Genomic DNA, 20,316 nt, shown 5'->3' on the forward strand with positions numbered 1-20,316 from the left:
AAAATTCATACTTTGTCTTTCATTATACCAAAAAGATGAATATTTATCAACCAAATATGTAAAGTCTTTACTGGTCCAGGTCCATAAGGGTGATGACTACGTTCGCCGCGTCTACCTCTGTCTTCCTCTTGACGATATCCTCTATCTGTGCTCTTTCCGCGTCGGTAAGTTCCGTTTTTCCGACTACCACGTCCACGGTCCCGTCATTGATGCAGACTACGGAATCCGTAAAACCCTTGGCCCCAAGGAGAGTCTCTGCCGCGTTTTCTTTTTCCGCGACTGCGGTGAGGGCGATCATCTGATCCACCGCCGCCTGCTTTTGGTCATCTGCGATCGCCGCATTGTTGATGACCTCCATGAGAGTCTCTTTATTCTTGCTGCGTACTTGCTCCCGGTTCAGCTGCATCTGCGACACATAATTGCTGACCGTGACCCCGTTCGTAAGAACGGCTTCGCCGGGTACGGAAGCCCCTGCCTCCGCGGCTGTGGAAGACTCCTCTGCGGCTGCCACAGATTCTCCGTTCTGAGCGTCAGTAGCTGCCGCCGCCTGGGTTTCATCACCGTCTTCTGCCGGTGTGTAAACATCCGTCAGACTTTCTCCGTTTGCCTTGGAAAGTGCCTGATTCTCTGCCAGGACATCTTCATCGGAAATGTCCAAAAGTCCTGCGGCAACAGTCTCTTCTGCAGCATTTCCATCGGCCTGAGCCTTTTTCTCTCCGCCAAGGAAATTAAATTTCCCGGCGTAGCTTAAGTAGCCTGCCACGGCAATCATCACTGCCAGCAGGGTCAGGACAATCTGGTTTTTCTTCACAATTCGTTTCACAGTACCGCTCCTTTTTAAGATTCTTGTTTGACTCTCTTTAATACTTTAATTTTATGTGCGGGAAGGTCAAATAATGCTTCCATTGCCTCAGAGATTTCAGCTTTTACGGTAGCTTCTCCTCCTCCCTCCGCTGTAATGACGATTCCTGTCACCTTTGGACAGAGCTCTTTTGTCACGTAGGGACTGTCTTCACTGCCAGTCAGAACCGTCTGGCTGGACTGGTTCTTCTCTTCCACAGACCGGGAGCCTCCCTCGCTGTCCGTCTCCTTTGTACTGCTCTGCTCCAGGGAAGCGTCTGTCTGGAGGATAGTCTCGCCGCCCGATTCCAGGGTCACCATGACTTCCGCCTTTCCCACTCCGTCTATGGTGGACAGAATCTCCGCCACCCTTTTTTCCATTTTCTTTGCATAATCACTGACATCCGACGTACCACTCCCACTTCCATTTTCACGGCTGACTTCCTGTTGTCCGCTGATTTTTTCTGTATTCTCCCCATTCTTTTTCGTAGGGAGAGCGATCACGAGCAGGAGAACGCCTGCGAGAAGAAGCAGAATCCAGGTTTCCGTCTTGATCTGTTTTAATTTCCGGAAATTAAAATTCCATTTTTTCATGAAAGCTCCACTCCCTTCCTCCGGCATCCCTGCGCCGCGGCCTGATCCTCATCTCCGGATTCGGATGCTGTCCCCTGCCACGGAAAATTTTTCCGACAGCAGCTTCCGTACCGTCTCATCTTCTGCCTCTTCTCTATAATTCCTGGTATTTTCCCCCAGTTCTTCCTCTGTTTTCTCTCCTGCTCCGGCCTCATCCCCCGCTTCTCCGCCATCCTCATCCAGAATCTTTACCTTCCTCTTCTCAATGACGACCGGATCGATACTCCCGGTCTTTCCTGCCTCACTTGACATACGGTCGCTCATGGTAAAATCCACTTCTATGGACAGTACCTGGCCGAATGTTTCGCTCCCATTCATAGTATCCAGGTTTACCCTGACAGCAGCGCTGCCGCATCCGGCAGCCGCGAGAGACTCCGATGCCTGAGAAGCCAGTTCCTCTTCATACTGGGAAATCACCGAGGAAGAATACTCTTCTCCTTTGAGTTCCAGCTCCTCCCGGAATTCCTCCTCTCTTCCCTGGCTTTCAAGCTCCGTCTCAAACTGGGAAAATACATCCTCCAGGCGGAAGAGCTTTCCCACTGGAGCCAGTACGATGAGAACCAGCACCATTCCCATGAAGTATTTGATATATTTGACGTTTTTCCCATCCGGAAGGAGCTTAAGGACCAGCGACATGAAAATGAGGTATGCCGCTATATTTTTCACCCACTGATAAAATCCCGCCAGCATCTGCCGCTCTCCTCCTTGTTTTCGTTTTAGATCTGAACCGATGTAAACGCACATAGAATCCCTATCGTCAGAAGAAACATTCCGGCAGAGGCAGTCGTCACCTTTAAAAGCAGGCGGGTACCGGAGGCCACTCCAGACAGACATTCTGTGACCCGTTCATCCGCCACGGGCTGCACCATCGCCGCCGCCCCATGGTAGAGTATTGTGATGACGGCCAGCTTAAGGACCGGAACCGCGCAGATAAGCAGCAGAGCAATCAACGCTGCCGCTCCTATCCCGTTCTTTATCAGGCTGGCCGTGCCGGTGATGAGGCTTGCGGCCGCTCCGGCCCCTCCCCCAATACCGGGAATCGCGCTGAGCGCCTTTGTCACCACACCTGTCTTCATGGAATCGGCCAGCGGAAGGACCATACTCTGTATGGCCCCGTATCCAACCACCAGCCCTATGACGGTCTTAATCCCCCAGCTTAAGACCAGCTCCAAAAGCTCCGTCATCTTCGTCAGGATCTCTTCTTTTGATATATGATTCACCAGGCTCAGCACCACATAGATTTGGATCCCCGGAAGAAACAGTACCTGAAACAGCCATTCCACGATACTGACCGCTCCCATGATAAACTCATAGGAAAAGACAGAAGTCATGGTCTTCCCGGTGGCGGCTACCGCCAATGTGAATGCCGGAAGCAGCGCTCCCATGAATTCCATCACATGGGTCACTGTATCCTTGGCCACCTCGGCCGCTTCAAAAAACGCAGTCAGAAGCAGAGAAAGGAGCAGCAGATATGTCACATAAAATCCGGTCTCTCCCGCCTGTTTGTCCTGAAAGGAGGAAGCAAGACCGGAAAAAATCGTCCCAAAAGCCGCTATGAGAAGGACATGTCCCAGACTTTTCCTGTTTATGGATATCTCCGACAACAGACTGTTTTTCAGATATACCGGCACCTTCTTGACCGTTTCTCCGATTTTCCCTGAGACAAGGGCGTTCACCATGCCGGAAAAAGTCGGGGCCGATTCCTCCAGAGCATCGTCCATTACCTCCTGGGCGCCGCTGTAATCGTAGTCATCTGCCTGTTCTTCCAGGGATTCTGCCCTGACGCTCATGGGAAAAAGGAGCCAAAAAAGCAGAAAAAACACGATGCCCATGCGGCTGAGCATTTTACGCGGCCTCATGTGAGCAGCTGTCCCAAGGTCTTAAGAAGGGACAGTACCACCGGCATACTGATCAGAAGGATGGATAATTTTCCAAACAATTCGATCTGGCCGGCCACAGAATTGTACCCGCTGTCCTTGCACAGAGAGGCAGCAAACTCGGAAACATAGCTGATCCCCAGCATTTTAAGCAGAATCTGCAGATATTTTTCTTCAATGGTCACATATTTCCCCAGCTGCCCCATCGCCTCCACGATTCCTTCCAGCTTGGTAAACGCATAAAAAAAAATGAGAATGCCGGCGCCGAATACCACATACATACCGAACTGCGGCTTCACCTCCCGAAGCTGCATGGCCATCAGGATGGCAGCTACCCCTACTACTGCAATTTTAATCAATCCAATTCCCTCTTTCTTTTACCGCCGCTGAAAGGCTCATAAGGAAAACAACGCTTTGATGGACTCAAACAGATCATATATATAAGGGACCAGCCAGTATAATACCAGAAGAAGCCCCGCCAGGCTGGTAAGAAAGGCATGTTCCTCTCTCCCGCTGTGCTTCAGCACCTGGCAGATGACGGAAACCAGGACTCCCACAGCGGCAATTTTAAAAATCAAACTAACTGTCATGTCTTCCTCCCTATATTCCCGATACCGGCTGTCAGATCAGCAGAATCGTGAGGAATACCCCCGCCAGTATCCCGAGATAATTGTAAAGCTTCATCTTTTTCGGCAGCTCTATGTACAGGCTCTTCCGCACGTCTTCCAGCTGTTCCCCTGCCAATGCCAATGTTTTAAGCTGTGTTTCCTTATCCAGGCAGCCCATATCATTTCCCACATGCAGAAGGATTTCCCTGTCTCCTTTAGAAAGGCGCGCCGCTTTCAGCTTCGTCTCCAGACCGGATCTCCAAATCTCCGCCAGGGTTACGCTGTTTCGTTTCTGCATTTCCTCCGACAGGTATGAAAAGAAACCGTCATAGGGCGGCCCGCTTCTCTCTGCCACAGTCTGAAACGCCTCTTCCAATGTGCTGCTTCCGAACTTGATCTCACCGCTCAGAAGATACAGGATCTTTTTCAGTTCCGTCAATTCCCGGTACCGTCCGTGCACCCGGTAGCTTAAGCTGAACCCGATCGCCGTACAGGAGATGATGATACAGACGGCTCCAATGATTTTCAGTGTCATTTCAATTCCCCATTTCCATATTCTTGCCTTTCGGTTTCACACAGGATATTCCATAGGCTGTCCGTTCCTGTCATATACGGCCTGGACATGTCCCACTTCCCACCCGGTATCCTTCTTTTTTTTCCCCAGGAGGATATACCGGTCAAAAAGTCCCTCCTCCATGATCCTGGCAAAGGCAGGCTTTCCGCGTATTTCCTCCAAAGTTGCGCCATGAGCTGTGGCAAGCACGCTGCAGCCGCAGTTTCCGGCATACCGGACCGCGTCCAGATCCTCGAATCCACCGATCTCATCAGCTGCCACCACCCTCGGAGACATGGTACGTATCAGCATCATAAGCCCCTGGGCTTTCGGACAGTTGTCCAGCACATCTGTGCGGATTCCCAGATCATTCTGAGGAACCCCCTGATAACAGGCCGCAAGCTCCGACCGTTCATCGGCCACTCCTATGCTCATTCCGGCATGTCCGTTTTCTCCGTTGGAGATCAGACGAACCATATCCCGTAAAAGAGTGGTCTTTCCGCAGCCCGGAGGGGAGATCAAAAGCGTATTGCAGACGCTGTCCTCTTCATAGAGATAAGGAAGCAGACGTCTGGCACAGCCGGGTATCTGATGGGCAAGCCGGATATTTAAAAAGGATATGTGACGGACAGTGCGGATATTTCCGTTCTCCAGGACCGCTTTCCCGGCCAGTCCGATCCGGTGGCCTCCGCGAATGGTCAAAAATCCCTGCCGCAGCTCTTCCTCGTAAGCATAAAGAGAATAACTGCTCAAATACTCCAGAGTCTCTTTGACTTCCTTCCGGCTCACGACATGGGGGGCTCCGCCTCCTGCATGTCCAGCCTGAAGTGATGCTGCCGGAACCATGCGCCCGCTCTCCAGGAACCCGTATTCCCTGCCGTCATATTGGCAGAAGAACGGGAGTCCCGCCCGCAGCCTCAATTCCTGCAGATACTCAAATTTAAGGGCCGCCTGTTCCAGCAGCCGTCTGAGCCCTCCGGCCATTACTTTAAGGATTTCTTCTCCACCTTCCATATCTGTCACCTGCCTTCTTACCCTAATCTATGAAACCTGTCCATTGAATATTCCAAACTTCGGACAGGTACCTTGGACGTATTTTCCTATGAAATAAAAAGACCTGCGGCCCTGATCTCTCAGTCAGCCGCAGGTCTTCTCTGCATATCTGCTATTCACCTTCAGACAAATTTTTATAAAACTCCTCATCAGAAACCATTTCATATACTTTATAGGTCTCTTCTCTTTTGGCAGCCAGCTGGCTATCATCCATTACGCCCCGGATTCGGTAAAGCTCCGTCCCCGTCTCCAGCCTCGACGCTTCAAAGTCATATGCTTCCCGCCTGTCCTCTGAGGATTTCTCCCGAATCTCCCCCAGCTCCTCTGCCACGTCCATCTTCCGGCATTCTTTTTCTTCATACAGGTAATAGGAACCATTGTACTTTATGAAATCCGGCCAGAAAATCCGGTTTCCATCCTCGTTTGCCGTTCCTGTTCCCTTTCCCACAGCCGGAGACATGCGCCTTTGAAAAATCAGCAGCACGGTCGGAACCAGGAGCACAAAGAAAATGATCAGAATCCAAATCTCATATTTCATCTGCCCCACAACACCTCTCCATTCAATCGCCGGACCCCCATCCGGCAATATCAGATAATATCCGTTCTCGTTCGCTATTGATTTCAATCTAGCACATCTCCGGCATTCGGGCAATACAATTCACAGAATCCTATTACAATCTTACCATCTTCGTAATAAATACAGCAAAGTTTCTAACTTTTGTAACATTCTTTTCATCGCAAAAGAATCAAGCTGAACCACGTCACAACATTTCCCCCGTTCATAAACTCCATCCCGTATTTTTCCGCCAGAGCTGTCACCAGGATTCCATAGCTCTCCACACAGGGGAACATCTTTTCCGGATGCCGGCAGGGACCATTCGGATACGTACAGGTTTTGCATATAGCACAGGATTCCGTGGAAAGAGCCATAACGTCTTCTCCCTCGTCCCTAAAAAATCCGCAGATTTTCCTGGTTATCTCCTCATGGCTTCCTCTCGTCGCCAGTGTTTGTTCGATGTCCTGGATATCCGGCACTTCAGACAGCGTCGTAAATACAAATCCCTCACGGTATTGAAAGCATCTTTTTTTACATTCCTCCACCGTTCCGACCGCCGGCGGGCAGGCCCAGGACCTCCCATATTGAGAGCACTCTGTTTCACATATATAGCGTACTCTGTCCTCAAATTCCAGATCCCGGATCTCTATGAACGCGTACTGCATGACCGGCAGTTCCGCCAGGCGGGCCTCTATCCTGTCACGCATGGCGGCCTCCCGTTCAGACACCCTCATCTCTCCGTCCGCTTTTTTTTCCTCTGTTCCTTTCATCTCTCCACTCCTAAAGGTCTTACTTCCTGAAACAAAACATTCTCACTCCACAATCTCTATCTGGTTTCCCTCCGGATCCAGCACACAGCTTTCATAATATCCGTCTCCGGTCACTCTTGGACCGCTGACAATATGATATCCCGCCTTTAAAAGCTCTGCAGTCCATTCATCCACCTGTTTTCTGCTTCCAGCATAAAAAGCCAGATGGGCATATCCGCATATCAATGATTCTGCATCTTTTTCGTTCAGCCCGGGCCGTGTCATCAGTTCCAGTCTGGGTTCTCCGTCCCAGGATAAAAAATAAGTCATAAGGCCGGTCTTTTCATTATGATACCGCTCGCCAGACACTCCACCAAAATATTTCTGATAAAATTCCCTCATTTTCTCCAAGTCTTTCACATATACCGCCATATGATCGATTCTCATCTCTTGGGCTCCCTCCTTTTAATCCGCCTAGTTCCGTCCTTTGTTCAGTTTACTACACCTTTTATTTTCGTTCAAGCGGCATATCTCCAAAAAGAAGTCTTCCTTCTCACAGTACAAAAACATGGAAAAGAGAACCGTTTTCCAGCCCGTTTTGGATCTGAAAGGCGCAGTCATGACAGAGGGGGCGGAAATAATCCATCATTCCGTCGTTTCCGGCCGCCTTTGCTGTCTGTCTTACAATCACAGCCCCTTCTTCTTCGATTTCTTCCAGACTGTATTCTGAGAAATATTCTCTGGCGGCTTCATAATCCACAGGATCCAAAATCAAATCCGCTCCGGGCCTGCCGGACGCGGTCCGCCCCATCGCATTCAACAGGACTAATTGACATAGATTCCCCATATAAGGCGTCTGATATCGTTCTTCTTCTCTTTTTAACAGCCCCCAAACCGACGATTCACAAAACTGAGAAAGAAAATCCGACTCCATGGCTGCGTTCTGCAGATATCGATAGATTCTGTCAGCTCCGCAAATCCCGCCGCAGTCGCGGACAAGCGGATAATCAAGGGTAAGGATATGATCCTGAGGCTTGAACCTTGCGTCATAGTATAAGAAAAACGACGGCATCCCGGCCCGAATCGTATCGCTATAGTTCCGGCAGCCGTAATCCTTAAATCTGTTCAGCAGGTCATCGTATACGGCTTTCGCCCTGAAAACTTTTTCCACGACTCGTTTATATCCAATCCGCCAGGCCGTCCCGGCATCTACAGCCTGGCCGGACAACTCCCTCTCACCGTCCGGCATTTCAAACTCCCGAATACAGTAAAGTATGGCTTCCATCAGCATCTGGGCAGTCTCATAAGACACCGAACTACTCTCTCCCATGGTGTACTTATCCGCCAAAGACGCTGCCAGAGGTAATAGCTCTTCCATCTGGTATTCCACTGAAACTCCTCCTTCCTGGAATCTCTCACCAAAAGAGCTCCTTTAAAACCTCCTGATACAAATTCTTATCCCATCTCACTTCTTCGCTGATTTTTTCATACTCGCCCCTTCCCTCGGAAGCTTTGTATCCGCCGTATCCGGCCCGCACCGCGGCGGCAAACCGCTCCAGGCACGTATCTTCCAGATAATCCAAATCCCCTGTGCATACCGTTTCAAATTGTTCTTTCATGAAATTCAGCAGTTCGTCGTCACTCAGACGATCCTCTGCAGCCCGTTTGAATTCATAGAACATCTCCTGCAGGCGTATCAGAGTCTCCAGATACTTCTCCTGATAGATATAATCCGAATCGCAGAATTGATAGATAATCTTATCAAGGATTCCCTTTCCGAATTCCACTCTTCCGTACTTTTTCAGGCTCTCATCCCGTTCCTCTGCCAGCTCTCCAGCTTCCTCCCTGGTGAGTGACAGTCCAAACTGTCCCGTTATCTGGTTGCAGGAAACGAGAACCGTCAGCTCTTCCTCCCGTTTTTTAATACTCCATATCCCATTTTCCATTTTCACCATGCTTCCCCCCTTCTGTCAGTGATAGCCTATTATAGGAGGACCTCCCGGATATTACAAGTCTTGAAATAAAGGCAGTTTTGTGGTATTATAAAACCAGAAAAGAGATAGGGTCAAAAGGCCCTATCTCTTTTTTCGTCATCTCAGCACCGCATAACGCACTCTTAACCGATTTCTTTTCTCTCCTGCTTCCGTATGCTCAAAATGATGCCTCCCACGGCAAACAGCACTGCCATGCCGGAAAATGCCAGGATGATGACAAGATTGATGTTTCCGCTCTGGTACTCAAAGCTCCAATCGGAAAGCCTGATCGGCGGCAGGGAAAACGCCTTATGATCGAGTACCACTTCCATGACGCTGTTGAGAAAAAATTCATAAATTCCCATAAGGAACAGGCAGATTGATGTTTTGAACAAACCGTTGATCTTCGTATACCGTATTACAAGCATCATGATCCAGAACGGAGCCACGCCGATAATTATGGCCGGCAGGCCTTCCTGGAAAAACAGGCTGCGGCTGCCCGTGTAGATAAGAGCCGACGCGACCAGTAAGATCAACAGGAGCGTATCCACAGCAAAACAGATCAGCACCTTATGTCCATAGGCCCTTTCCGGAAGCGGGAGATCCCGGATGAAAAGCGGAAGAAATACCACCGAAGCGCCAAAAAGCAGAGAGATAAAGGTGATTCCAAACCAATTTCCTCCCGTATAAATACAGCAGACAAAAAGCAGCAGGTTCAGAGACAGGAAAAAGGCTGCAAAGGTCAGAACCCCCCGGTTCTGCTTTTTCAAAAGGACCGGCAGAACAGTCAGTGAAAATGCCAAAAGCTCTGCTGCCAATACAATGAAAAACCAGGTCAGCGCGTGATTCACCGCCAGGTTCACGATGAAGCAGCTTATCAGGCCCGCCCCATAAAGTACATAAAATACAATAGAATAAGTCTTTATCAGACTCCTGAAATTTTTTGCCTGGCGTTCCATTTCCTTCTGCCCGGTATCTTCACTGGATGTAATCAGTTCATGCTCCGTGATCTCCAATACCTCACATAAAGAAGATACCAGGGAAATATCCGGATAGGAAATTCCCCTTTCCCATTTTGATACAGCCGATTCTGTCACAAACAGCCTTTCTGCCAGCTCCTTCTGCGTCAGGTTTTTTTCCTTCCGCTTCCTCATCACAAATTTTCCAAACGTTATTTTTTCTTCCATGAACGGTTCCTCCTCAAAGTGTTAAAGAAGTTATACTCATTCGCTGTCGGATTGTCAACAAATTCGGAGGAAATCACCGCTCGACTGTCAAGCCAGCCTATATTTACGGGCTTATTTGATGATCAGCCCCATCCGCTTCGCTAGCTCGGCGGCCTGGAAAACGTCCACTACGGCTCCGCGCAGCTCTGAATTGTCTTCCGACAGCACGAGACCGTTTATGATGCTGTCCGTAAAATCCATTCCTCTCAACGATGTCTTAAAAAAACTGGCGTTGACCAGCTCCGCCCGTTTCCAAGTCACCTGTCTGCATTTACACTGCGTCAAATTGCTGCTGTTTAGCCTGGTATCCTCAATCACGATTTTTTCCAGCCGCGCCCCGTCAAAATTCACATAGTCCAGATTGCAGTCTTTCACTGTGACATTTTTCATCGTGACGCTGGAAAACTTCGCACCAACTCCTTTGCAGGAGGTGAAATGAACCCGTTCAAAATATCCTCCGCTCCAGTCGCATCCAGAAAAATCGCAGGACTGAAATATGACGTCCGTGAATCCTCCCCTTTCAAAGGAGCTCTCCCAGAAACGGCAGTTTTCAAATTTCACCGCGGAAACCAGAAGATGAAGAAACATCCCGCCGTCTGATGCCGCGTCCCTGATCATCTTATCCTGAATTCGTTCTTCCTCTGCCGCCGCTTTTGAAAGAAATTCAGCGCCGTCCAGTACGATGTCAAGTTCCTCCGGCATGACCGGTTCTATCTGCTTCATATATTTCTTTCCTTCCTGAACTCGTTCCTGTGCGCTTCAAAAAACTCATAATAAGCTTTTACATTCTTAAGTTCTGTCCACCGCTTTACTTTTACTGGTTTTTCATCCAGATCATATATCTTCGCCCCGCGCATGGACAGCAAAAACGGAGAATGAGTAGACAAGATGAACTGGCACTGAAAAAAACGCGCAGAGTCCTCCAGAAATGCCATCAGTTCCATCTGCCTCTCTGGAGAAAGGCTGTTTTCCGGCTCATCCAGAATATAAAGCCCATTTTTTTCTATCTTCTCCGTGAAATACCGAAAAGCGCTTTCCCCGTTGGAATATTCCCGGACATTGTCCATCAGCTGTTTTCGGACAAATATCGACTGGGATCTGCTCCTTGACAGGTTCACTTTTCTCAGCTTCTCATAGTCCTCCAGTGAATGGAACTGGAAATCCGAATATTTCGATTCCAGATACTCTTTAAATAAGTCCTCCCGCTTTTGATGGATTCCCTCATTCAGATTCCTGATATTCAGCATATAATCAAACACGTCGTCGCTGGTGATTATCCTTAAGTTTTCCGGCGGTTCTGAGATCCGTTCCATTTCACACAAATTTATGTAATCCGGATAAAAATTTGATTTATTATAAGCTGCTTCCCGTACCGCCCCCACTTTGTCCGCGACAATATTAAGAGCCGTCGATTTTCCGGAACCGTTTCCTCCATACAGAATCGTGACCGGTTCAAACTCTATTTTTTCCAAACCCCGCTGTGACAAAACCTGAAACGGATAAAAAGAATTGTAACAGCTCCTCCGAACGCCCATGAAAAACCTCCATTCCATACCTTCGCTGGGAAACTGGAACGATTTTAAATAGGTAATGCTCATATCGCGTCATCCTTTTCTCTGGTATTTTCGGTATATCCTGCCAAGCAGTTTTTGTTCACGCCTTAATCGCCCATCTCATTTTCGTTGAATGAGCCCTGCTGTTTCTCAGACATTCTTCCGCCGACGGCCGGATGACTTCATTGGAGACTTCACGGTAAACCCCCTTCTTCTGAAAAGCTTTAAAGGATTTTTTCACAAGCCGGTCCTCCCCTGAATGAAAGGTCAATATGGCGGCTCGTCCGCCTGGCGCCAACGCGTCCGGCAGCTTTTCCAAAAATTCATACAGCGCTTCATATTCGTGATTCACGTCAATTCGAAGGGCTTGGAAGGTCCTTTGGCAGGATTTTTTTACAGTCTCTTTCCTCTTTTCCGCCGGTATGAATGCCAGCGCTTCTTCAATGATCTGGCGAAGCTCCGTGGTCGTAGAAATTTCCAATCCGGTTCTTTTCTTTTCCCAAACCGCTTTCGCTATTTCCTCTGCATAGGGCTCGTCCGCATTTTCAATCAGCATACCTTCCAGTTCCTCTCGGGAAATCTTCTTTATCCTTTCTGCGGCAGTGACGCCCTTTTCCGGATTCAGTCTCAGATCCAGAGGGCCTTCATATTTATAAGAGAACCCTCTGTCCGGGTTGTCTATCTGCATGGAAGAAACCCCCAGATCGGCCAATATAAAATCAAAAGGCCCTGACTCTGCGGCAATTTCATCCAGCCTGGCAAAATTCATATTCCGAATGGTCAGGATATCCGGTCCGTAGCCCAGGAGTTCCAGACGTTTCCTGGTCTTTTCCGATTCGCCTTTGTCTATATCCAAAGCGTACAGATGCCCTTCCCTCTCCAGACATTTTAACATCTCCTGTGCATGCCCTCCGTACCCCAGCGTAGCGTCCAGTCCGGTCTGTCCCGGCCTGATCTGCAGGAATTCTAATATCTCCTTAACACATATGGAAATGTGCATGCCGGCCGGCGTGCTCCCTTTCTGAATCACCTTTGCTATGGTATCTGCGTATTTTTCCGGCTGAAGCTCTTTATATTTCTCTTTATAGGTTCTGGGATGAGTCCCCCGATACCGGGGACGCCTTACGTGTTTTCCCGCCTGGTCTTCCATATTATTTTACCTTTCATTCTGGCATGTCTTTTGTGCACGCCATTTCATCTATATCCAGAGAATATCTGCTTTTCTTCTAGGAGCTGTCCTCCTGTACCGGACATTTGGATATCCAAGCAGCATACAGCAGGCCACCGGCATTCCTTCAATACCGAGCCAAGCCTTTAAAGATACTCCCGCTTCCAGCACGCGCATCATGTAGCCGCTGTACAGCGCTCCGGCCCCTTCCGCGGCGGCCATGTTTTCAATATTCGCGGCAGCCAGTCCGCCATCCAGAGGATTTGGGGCGGCAATGACAAGAAAAGAGGGCGTATTAAAAAAGAAGGTGTCCTCATCGGGATTCCTTTGGTACTTCCTGTAGAACAGCTCAAACGCCCGGGCATAATCGGGAGCAGCTTCTTTGAGTTTCCCTATGATATCCGGCATTTCCTTCCACACAAGCTCCTTAAACTCCGGCAGGCGGTCCTGAACGAATACAAAACGGCAGGCCTGCTGGTTCTTCGCCGTAGCCGTATAGCGCCCGGCATCCAGTATCCTCTGAACCTTATCTCTTTCCAGCGGAATGTCTTTATAATTCCGGATGCTCCTCCGGAATTTCACTGCATGAAGGTACTGCACAGGATCTATGGCAAAAGTACTTCTTTCATACGCTTCTACTTCCTCCATATCGTACTCCGGTATCGCAACCGCATTAACCGGACATATAGCCACACAATGACCGCATTGGATACAGGGCCGGATGACCTCTGCTCTTTCATCCGTCATCCTCAGCGCATTTCCCGGGCAATCCCTGACACATGCCCCGCAGCCGATACAAGTTTCCTTCTTTATCTCAACCATATGTACTCTCCTTTGATCAGGCCTCATTGTATTCCTTCAAGAATCTCTTAAGTGCATCTTCCCAGCTGGGCAGCCTCTCAAAACCGTTTTCTGACAATTTACTCTTATCCAGCCTGCTGTTTAAAGGCCTTTTTGCCTTTGCTCCATATTCTTCGCTGGTAACGGGGACGACCTTTATCTCTTTTCCCAGTTGTTTAAACACTTCACACGCAAATTCATACCAGGAGCAATACCCTTCATTTGCCACATGATATATTCCGTACTTTTCCGTCCGTATGATTTCAGCCATAGTCTTGGCTATGTCCACAGTATATGTGGGCGTCCCTATCTGATCTGAGACAACCTTGATCTCAGGACTCGTTTCCGCAAGCTTTAATATCGCTTTGATGAAATTCCTCCCGTTCATACCGTATATCCAGGATATCCTCACGATAAAATACCTGGAAAGAGCCTTTTCCACTTCCAGCTCACCCAGATATTTGCTTCTTCCATAAACGCTGACCGGGCACCGTTCATCATCTGTTTTCCAGGGAGATGTACCGCCTCCCTCAAAGACATAATCGGTGCTTACATACATCAGCTTAAGATTCTCTTTTTTGCAGACTGATACAATATTCCTCGTTCCATCTACATTTATGGCGCTGCACTTATCCGCCTCCGTTTCCGCCTTATCAACTGCCGTGTAGCCGGCACAATGTATAACGGCGTCCGGCTTCTCGGCCCGAACTGTCTTTTCCACTTCCTTCAGGTCCGTTATGTCACAGTCCGCCGATCCTATTCCCTTTGCCTCAATCTTCTGTTTTTTCAGCTCTTTCATGATATCATGGCCCAATTGGCCGGTAGCCCCAGTAACCAAAACTTTCATATGATGTCTCCTCGCGCTATAATCACAAGACTCCCGGAACTCATTTCGTCCCTTTATCCCTATTATAACTCAACAGAGCCAGAAAGCTATAATTTTATGGAGACGAACGTACCGTCTGCCGCCTCCACATGGATGATCTCCAGCCTTTTATTCTCCTTCAGGATATCCAGGCATTCCCGCGATATCATGATGATATTCTCTTTTGTGATCAGGCTGTTATAAGGCTCAGGTGTATTCACCCTCATTTCCTCAAATACTTTGGCGGGAATCAGCCTTATGACAAACCCGATCATGGAGACAGGCACCGGCAGAAAAAAACGCATATCCTTCGTCCTGATTTTCACTCTCATAGTTTTCCCCTACTTGTCAACAAATACCCTCACCGTTGTTCCGTCTGCCGCTTCCACGCTGACAAAATCTCCTTCAATCTCGTCGTCCAGACACTCTGAAATGGCGTCCATCATACTGGAGAGGTCAACACCTTGCAGATCCTTTTCCGGTATGGGGAGCTTCCCCGTCACTTTCAAAATCTTTTTGATGGCGCCTACCGGAAACTGTACTCTCACCTTGTCCCCGGAAGTACTGTCTACAATCACCCGAAACATTTTTTTGTCATAGCTGCTCTTTATGATCTGAGTCTGCTGTACCGGCATATCTGCGTTTATGGCGGACAAAAGCTCTGCTCCCTGTTCCGCCGTTATCGTTCCTTCTTCAACCATTTTTAAAATCCTCAATGTCTCATCCATAATCATTCTCCTTTTTCCTATTATTTAAGCTGCGCGATGGCCTGCTCCGCCGTTATCTCTCCGTTTTCCAAGGCTTTCAGGATTTCCTCTTTCTTAGCTGTCTGCGCCTCTCCCCCTGTCTCATAGCCAAGCTTCTTGATCACGGCATCCAGTTTTGAGCGGACCGTCGGATAAGATATCCCAAGTTCCTTCTCCACCTCTTTGATATTTCCTCTGCACCGGATAAACGTCTCTGTAAAATACAATTCCTCGTCTGAAAGATAATCAAATTTGCTGAGCTGAAAACTGTTTTCAATTACCGTGTCGCAGGAATCGCACTTAAGCCTCGCCACTGTAAGCTCACTGCTGCATACTGGGCAGCGGCTGATGACTTTTTTCATGCCATCCTTCCTTTCTGTTTTGTTTTGATACAACAAATATAATACTATTCTTCAAACATGTCAATATGTATATTAATATTTTTAATTTAAATATTGATTTATTTAATTCTCAATTAAATATTTAATACGATAGTTCTCTTCTAAAAAAAAGGTGTCCCTTTGCATGTCGACCTTTGTCATTTCAGTAGACTCTGTATTGAAGCGGCGGTATAATACTTTTGTATATTACAACGTTAATTTTGAGGTGAGACTATGAAGGAGATTTATAAGTTGATGCGGTCCGCTGGAATATCCCAATCATACCGGGGATACCAATATTTCGCGGCCGCAGTCAAAATGATATCAGAGGATGAGACAAAACTGTCCAATATCCGAAAAGAAGTATATCTTCCCATAGCCATTCGGTATAAGGAAAATATACAAAACGTGGAACGGGATATCCGCACCATTCGTGATGTCATTGTGCGGGACAATAAACCTTTTCTTAAAGAACTAGCTCCAGGTGAGCCGTATGATATTAAGGCCCCTTATCCCAGAGAAATCATAGAGGCATTCGCCGAATATGTCCTGCAAAACCGCCCGATAAAGAAAGCCAGGGAATGAAATCCCTGGCTTTCTTTTTTCACAAATACTTATATCTGTCTGTTCTTCCGGTCCACCGCTTCTTTCCGCACATTGTGACTCTGGTTTTGATTCTCCGGTTTCACCTTCTGCGTGATACTATTGAATTCTTCCTCATTTTTCCTGCGGTTTTGTTCTTCCTGTTTATCCTTGTCCATATTATCACCTCTTTCGTTAGTATGAGCAATTTGACTTCTTCTTATTACATGATATGATGGTAACTGCCATACACTGAGAAAACACCGGCTAAACCAATGGTCGAGTCCAATATTCGACCATTAATCGGTTGTTGCTAGCCTGAATCTGCTTTATGATATTATCAAACGAAGGAATAGAAAGAGGTACATCCATGGGAAACAATCAAAGTGAAAAAACCGGAAAATTCATTTATGAAATGAGAAAAGCTCAGAATCTCACGCAAAAAGATCTGGCCGAGAAATTAGACGTAACAGACAAAGCAATATCTAAATGGGAACGAGGGCTGAGCTGTCCCGATATCTCTCTTTTGATACCTCTGTCTAAAATATTAGATGTGACGACGAGCGAACTATTAAACGGAGAAAAAAAAACCGTCCCTCAGCAGGAACCAACAGAAGCCACGGTAGAAGAGGCTCTTCAATACTCCAGCCGAAGCACCCGGCAGAAAATAGAACAGATAAAAAAGTATACGCTTGTCATCTTGTCCGCCTCTTTCCTAATCGCAGCCATCACTTGCCTGATCTGTGATTTCAGCATAACCGAGTCTCTGACGTGGTCGCCTCTTGTCATTGTCTCTTTGGTCTTCAGCTGGATAGTGATGCTGCCTTTCTTTCAGTCCAAAAAGAAAATCGCCAAGAAAACTTTTCTGATCGTCAGCATCCTGACCATCCCTTATCTGGCGGTTTTAGCATGGCTTTTAAAGGAATCCATGGTATTCAGGCTGGGAGCATGCGTTTCTGTCATCTCCATAGCTGCGCTGTGGTGTATATACGGCGTTTTTGCAAAGTTTCGGAACCGAAAGCTGCGTGCTCTGGGTATCACCTTTTTACTTGCCGTTCCCACGAGCCTGGGAATCAATTATACGGTCGCATATCTGATCAGACAGCCGAAAAAAAACATTGCGGAGGATATCGTAAATATCCTCTCTTTACTCATATGTTCCATAATTTGTTTTGGAATCGACTATCTCATGACACAGCGAAAAAAATAAATCTCTCCGCTCCACATCAATATCTCTCCGTTCTCTTGACAAAACAACATTCATGTCGCATAATAATAAGCGACACAAATGTCGCAAACGAGGAGTATATATGGGGACAAAAGGAGAACAAACGAAGCAGCTGATCTGTTCGAAAGCATACAGACTGTTCGCTGAAAAAGGATATAAAGAAACGACTATGCAGGATATCTGCGAGAGTACGAATCTAAGCCGCGGCGGTCTCTACCGACATTATGGAAGCACCGAACAAATTTTTTTGGAAATTTTATCTGCTCTTATGAAAGACCAGCAGAATGAATTTTCCGGAAAGATACAATGCGGCGAGTCTGCCGCAAAGATATTGGATGACGCCCTGACAAGATACGAACATGAAATGCTCGACTCCGAAAACTCTTTAAGCGTCGCCATATACGAATTTTTCAGCAGCCCTCATATATCCAAAAGCGATAATTCCATCTTTTATCAATATCTGGCCTCCAAAAAAATGTGGACGGAATTGATAGAGTACGGGGTTCAGACAGGAGAATTCCAAGATGTGGACCCAGAAGCCGTTTTTGATCTGATCATATTTTCCTACCAGGGAGTCCGGATGTACAGCCGTCTGATGAATATAGACAAAAAGCTGCCGCAAAACATAACCGGCCAGATCAAACGTTTATTGCTATTCAAAAAGGAGGATATAAAATGAATACTGTATTTTACAAGGAACGGCAGTCTGCCGCGTCTTTCATTAACCCGACGGATCTCACAAAACCGTCCAAGGGTTTTCCAGAAATCTGCATATCCACCTTCTCCAAGCAAATCATTGATAAATTTGCCGGCCTGAACGGCGTAGAGGTCATCGCGCATCTGTATACCGCCAATGGGGCGAATCCAATTTATAAAATCACGTATGGCGGAAAAGAAATCGCTTTTTATCTTTCTTTGGTGGGGGCGCCGGCCAGTGTCTGCGGCCTGGAAGAAGTGATCGCCCTGGGCGCCCGGAAATTCGTATTCTTCGGATGCTGCGGAATTCTGGACGACGGCGCCGTCAACGGCCGCCTCATCATTCCCTCCGCCGCCATAAGAGAGGAAGGAACCAGCTACCACTATCTGCCCCCAAACGATGAGATTGAATCCGACCCGGAAACGAACCGGATCCTAGAAGACTGCCTGAAAAAATGCGGATACTCCTATGTTACAGGTAAAATATGGACTACCGACGCCATATACCGGGAAACGCCGGATGCGATCCAAACCTATAAAAATCTGGGATGTGTGGGCGTCGACATGGAATATTCCGCACTGCTGGCAGTCTCTAAATACCGTAGCGTCCGGTTTGCCCAATTCTTTTACGGCGCGGACAATCTGGACGGCGAAGAATGGCAGCCCCGGGATCTGACGGACTACGGACTGCATCATTCAGAAAAATATCTGGCTTTGGCACTGGAATGCGGACTGGCACTTTAAACGCACATAGGAGCCGGCTGGTTTCCCCTTTCAGCCGGCGTTCTCCCATCTCCATCGGACCATGGACTCGTCGTATTCCAGCTCGTATTTCACCTTTCCCTCTCCATCATATGCACAACCGGCCGTATGATCCGGGACAGAAGGATCATTGTTTTCAAAAGCCAGAACAGACAGCGCGCCAGGGGCGACATCCGCCGATTTTGTTTCTCCAAAAGCAGTGATGGTTATCTTTACAATGTCCGGATCATCGGAAAGCACCGGAAACAGAAGGATGCCTTTCTCACGAACCCAGAAATATATTCCGCTCGTCACAAGGACCTTTCCTTCATCGCCCGGATATTTAGGCCAGACAAAATAATTATCGTCCGATCTCCAGCCGTTCCAGTGTCTGCATGATACGATCGTATCATAATTGGCGGCGCTTTCATAAAAGAAAAACCTGACCTTCCCCCAGTCATATGTGCCAAGCAGTTCAGACGTAGAGTTGAGCTTTCCAGACTGAGACGCCGCTTTTTCTGCGGAAAACCGATATCCCAGTGCATAATTTCCCAGAAGCAAAAATACTATGCCGGCGATAAGACATGCGGTGAACCTGCGTCTCATATTCCGTTTCCGGATTCTCCTCGCCAAAGCTGCGTATCCCGAAGAAAAGACATCCTCCTCTTTTGTGCAAAGCTCCACGCCATGAATCAGTTCCTCATAATATTTCTCACAGTCCCTGCATTCCACCATATGCCCGAAAACCGCTTTTTTGCTGCTTTCAGACGCAGAATCATCTGTACACAAAGGCATCAGATCCCGAATCATATCACATTTATACTTCATAGCCGAACTTCTCCTTTAACTGAATTTGAATAACCGCCCTCGTCCTGTAAAAGATCACCTTCGCTGTCGTTTCTTTCATATCCAGTATACTGGCAATCTCCTTAAATTTAAGTCCGGCAAACATCCGGTACTGGACGATGTCCCTCGCTTTTTTATCACAGCCTTTTAAAATAGACTGTATACAGAAAAGCAATTCTTTATTTTCAATATCCTCTGTAAAATCTTCGGCCTTTTCTGCCTTTTCAAACTTGCTGAAAAGACGCTTTTTTCTTATCTCCGACCGGACATACCCCGAATAAGTATTTTTGGCAATCTGACAAAGCCAGGTCTTTATTTCGCATAACCCCTTAAAATTGCCGAACGATACAAATGCCCGAAAAAAAGTTTCAGACAAAAGTTCTTCTGATAAGGCAGAATCATAGCCCGTCAGTTTATAGATAAACCGATAGATATCGTCTTTATATGCAATATATATTTCTTCAAATATATCCACACGCTTCTGCCTTTCTTGTCCATTTAAAATATTAGTGACATTCCGTGATAAAAAGTTACATGAAACAGTAAATATATGTATATTGCATACTTTATACTTTTGAGTTAAAATATTCTTAATAAGAAAGA

General features: G+C 47.4%; 29 protein-coding genes. 4 read left to right on the top strand and 25 right to left on the bottom strand.

Annotated features, from left to right (window positions below):
- Positions 1-67 precede the first annotated feature (67 nt).
- The 22 genes from H9Q78_RS01975 to H9Q78_RS02080 form a co-directional block, all read right to left on the bottom strand.
- Positions 68-823: a SpoIIIAH-like family protein gene (locus tag H9Q78_RS01975; protein WP_249303317.1), complete on the bottom strand. Its 756-nt coding sequence runs from the start codon at positions 821-823 to the stop codon at positions 68-70.
- Positions 824-837: 14 nt separating this feature from the next.
- Positions 838-1,434 (bottom strand): stage III sporulation protein AG, encoded by a 597-nt coding sequence (locus H9Q78_RS01980; protein WP_249303318.1) that lies wholly within the window; start codon positions 1,432-1,434, stop codon positions 838-840.
- 48 nt (positions 1,435-1,482) lie between these two features.
- Complete coding sequence (locus H9Q78_RS01985; RefSeq protein ID WP_249303319.1) at positions 1,483-2,163, bottom strand: stage III sporulation protein AF; 681 nt, start codon at positions 2,161-2,163, stop codon at positions 1,483-1,485.
- A 26-nt stretch (positions 2,164-2,189) separates the two neighbouring features.
- Positions 2,190-3,332 (bottom strand): stage III sporulation protein AE, encoded by a 1,143-nt coding sequence (locus tag H9Q78_RS01990; protein WP_249303321.1) that lies wholly within the window; start codon positions 3,330-3,332, stop codon positions 2,190-2,192.
- Positions 3,329-3,709 (bottom strand): stage III sporulation protein AD, encoded by a 381-nt coding sequence (gene spoIIIAD / locus H9Q78_RS01995; RefSeq protein WP_231062497.1) that lies wholly within the window; start codon positions 3,707-3,709, stop codon positions 3,329-3,331. Before spoIIIAD ends, H9Q78_RS01990 begins: the two co-directional genes overlap by 4 nt.
- Positions 3,710-3,745: 36 nt before the next feature.
- Positions 3,746-3,940 (bottom strand): stage III sporulation protein AC, encoded by a 195-nt coding sequence (gene spoIIIAC, locus H9Q78_RS02000; protein ID WP_249303322.1) that lies wholly within the window; start codon positions 3,938-3,940, stop codon positions 3,746-3,748.
- A gap of 31 nt (positions 3,941-3,971) precedes the next feature.
- Entirely contained in the window at positions 3,972-4,493 is a 522-nt protein-coding gene (locus H9Q78_RS02005) for a stage III sporulation protein AB (protein WP_249303323.1), read from the bottom strand.
- Positions 4,494-4,529: 36 nt separating this feature from the next.
- Positions 4,530-5,525, bottom strand: coding sequence for a stage III sporulation protein AA (gene spoIIIAA / locus H9Q78_RS02010; RefSeq protein ID WP_249303324.1), 996 nt, complete (start codon positions 5,523-5,525; stop codon positions 4,530-4,532).
- Between the two features lie 151 nt (positions 5,526-5,676).
- Entirely contained in the window at positions 5,677-6,189 is a 513-nt protein-coding gene (locus H9Q78_RS02015; RefSeq protein ID WP_249303325.1) for a hypothetical protein, read from the bottom strand.
- Between the two features lie 107 nt (positions 6,190-6,296).
- Positions 6,297-6,890, bottom strand: a complete 594-nt coding sequence (locus tag H9Q78_RS02020; RefSeq protein ID WP_249303326.1) for a DUF2284 domain-containing protein — start codon at positions 6,888-6,890, stop codon at positions 6,297-6,299.
- 42 nt (positions 6,891-6,932) lie between these two features.
- Complete coding sequence (locus H9Q78_RS02025) at positions 6,933-7,316, bottom strand: VOC family protein (protein WP_249303327.1); 384 nt, start codon at positions 7,314-7,316, stop codon at positions 6,933-6,935.
- A gap of 106 nt (positions 7,317-7,422) precedes the next feature.
- On the bottom strand, positions 7,423-8,259 hold the full coding sequence (locus H9Q78_RS02030) for a DUF6179 domain-containing protein (protein WP_249303328.1): 837 nt from the start codon (positions 8,257-8,259) through the stop codon (positions 7,423-7,425).
- 25 nt (positions 8,260-8,284) lie between these two features.
- A complete protein-coding gene (locus H9Q78_RS02035) occupies positions 8,285-8,815 on the bottom strand; it encodes a DUF6323 family protein (protein WP_249304700.1) in 531 nt (176 codons plus the stop codon).
- A 170-nt stretch (positions 8,816-8,985) separates the two neighbouring features.
- Positions 8,986-10,029: a helix-turn-helix domain-containing protein gene (locus H9Q78_RS02040; protein ID WP_249303330.1), complete on the bottom strand. Its 1,044-nt coding sequence runs from the start codon at positions 10,027-10,029 to the stop codon at positions 8,986-8,988.
- Between the two features lie 111 nt (positions 10,030-10,140).
- Positions 10,141-10,791, bottom strand: a complete 651-nt coding sequence (locus H9Q78_RS02045; RefSeq protein ID WP_249303331.1) for a pentapeptide repeat-containing protein — start codon at positions 10,789-10,791, stop codon at positions 10,141-10,143.
- Positions 10,788-11,666: an AAA family ATPase gene (locus H9Q78_RS02050; RefSeq protein WP_330595214.1), complete on the bottom strand. Its 879-nt coding sequence runs from the start codon at positions 11,664-11,666 to the stop codon at positions 10,788-10,790. The genes H9Q78_RS02045 and H9Q78_RS02050 overlap by 4 nt, the downstream gene beginning before the upstream one ends.
- 55 nt (positions 11,667-11,721) lie before the next feature.
- On the bottom strand, positions 11,722-12,771 hold the full coding sequence (rsmH, locus tag H9Q78_RS02055) for a 16S rRNA (cytosine(1402)-N(4))-methyltransferase RsmH (RefSeq protein WP_249303332.1): 1,050 nt from the start codon (positions 12,769-12,771) through the stop codon (positions 11,722-11,724).
- Positions 12,772-12,819: 48 nt separating this feature from the next.
- The gene (locus H9Q78_RS02060; protein WP_249303333.1) at positions 12,820-13,611 is read right to left on the bottom strand and encodes a nitroreductase family protein; all 792 of its coding nucleotides are present in this window, start codon (positions 13,609-13,611) and stop codon (positions 12,820-12,822) included.
- Positions 13,612-13,627: 16 nt separating this feature from the next.
- Complete coding sequence (gene rfbD, locus H9Q78_RS02065) at positions 13,628-14,476, bottom strand: dTDP-4-dehydrorhamnose reductase (protein ID WP_249303335.1); 849 nt, start codon at positions 14,474-14,476, stop codon at positions 13,628-13,630.
- An 86-nt stretch (positions 14,477-14,562) separates the two neighbouring features.
- Complete coding sequence (locus tag H9Q78_RS02070; RefSeq protein ID WP_249303336.1) at positions 14,563-14,826, bottom strand: hypothetical protein; 264 nt, start codon at positions 14,824-14,826, stop codon at positions 14,563-14,565.
- 9 nt (positions 14,827-14,835) lie between these two features.
- On the bottom strand, positions 14,836-15,222 hold the full coding sequence (locus H9Q78_RS02075) for an SHOCT-like domain-containing protein (protein ID WP_249303337.1): 387 nt from the start codon (positions 15,220-15,222) through the stop codon (positions 14,836-14,838).
- Between the two features lie 20 nt (positions 15,223-15,242).
- Entirely contained in the window at positions 15,243-15,602 is a 360-nt protein-coding gene (locus H9Q78_RS02080) for a DUF2089 domain-containing protein (RefSeq protein WP_249303339.1), read from the bottom strand.
- Positions 15,603-15,854: 252 nt separating this feature from the next.
- On the opposite strand from H9Q78_RS02080, the gene H9Q78_RS02085 reads away from it, so the two are divergent.
- On the top strand, positions 15,855-16,205 hold the full coding sequence (locus H9Q78_RS02085; protein WP_249303340.1) for a sporulation initiation factor Spo0A C-terminal domain-containing protein: 351 nt from the start codon (positions 15,855-15,857) through the stop codon (positions 16,203-16,205).
- A gap of 29 nt (positions 16,206-16,234) precedes the next feature.
- Here H9Q78_RS02085 and H9Q78_RS02090 read toward each other — a convergent pair whose 3' ends face one another.
- A complete protein-coding gene (locus H9Q78_RS02090) occupies positions 16,235-16,381 on the bottom strand; it encodes a hypothetical protein (RefSeq protein ID WP_249303341.1) in 147 nt (48 codons plus the stop codon).
- Between the two features lie 191 nt (positions 16,382-16,572).
- Here H9Q78_RS02090 and H9Q78_RS02095 point away from each other — a divergent pair, with 191 nt between their 5' ends.
- The 3 genes from H9Q78_RS02095 to H9Q78_RS02105 all read left to right on the top strand — a co-directional run bounded on the left by H9Q78_RS02095 (position 16,573) and on the right by H9Q78_RS02105 (position 18,870).
- A complete protein-coding gene (locus H9Q78_RS02095) occupies positions 16,573-17,412 on the top strand; it encodes a helix-turn-helix domain-containing protein (RefSeq protein ID WP_249303342.1) in 840 nt (279 codons plus the stop codon).
- Between the two features lie 100 nt (positions 17,413-17,512).
- Entirely contained in the window at positions 17,513-18,109 is a 597-nt protein-coding gene (locus H9Q78_RS02100) for a TetR/AcrR family transcriptional regulator (protein WP_249303343.1), read from the top strand.
- A complete protein-coding gene (locus H9Q78_RS02105; RefSeq protein ID WP_249303344.1) occupies positions 18,106-18,870 on the top strand; it encodes a nucleoside phosphorylase in 765 nt (254 codons plus the stop codon). The genes H9Q78_RS02100 and H9Q78_RS02105 overlap by 4 nt, the downstream gene beginning before the upstream one ends.
- A gap of 30 nt (positions 18,871-18,900) precedes the next feature.
- On the opposite strand, the gene H9Q78_RS02110 is transcribed toward H9Q78_RS02105, so the two are convergent.
- Both H9Q78_RS02110 and H9Q78_RS02115 read right to left on the bottom strand, forming a co-directional pair.
- Positions 18,901-19,695: a hypothetical protein gene (locus H9Q78_RS02110; protein WP_249303345.1), complete on the bottom strand. Its 795-nt coding sequence runs from the start codon at positions 19,693-19,695 to the stop codon at positions 18,901-18,903.
- Positions 19,685-20,188, bottom strand: a complete 504-nt coding sequence (locus tag H9Q78_RS02115) for an RNA polymerase sigma factor (protein ID WP_249303347.1) — start codon at positions 20,186-20,188, stop codon at positions 19,685-19,687. Before H9Q78_RS02115 ends, H9Q78_RS02110 begins: the two co-directional genes overlap by 11 nt.
- Positions 20,189-20,316: the final 128 nt, after the last annotated feature.

Source organism: Qiania dongpingensis (genome assembly GCF_014337195.1).
In the GTDB taxonomy this organism is placed as follows: Bacteria; Bacillota; Clostridia; order Lachnospirales; family Lachnospiraceae; genus Lientehia; species Lientehia dongpingensis.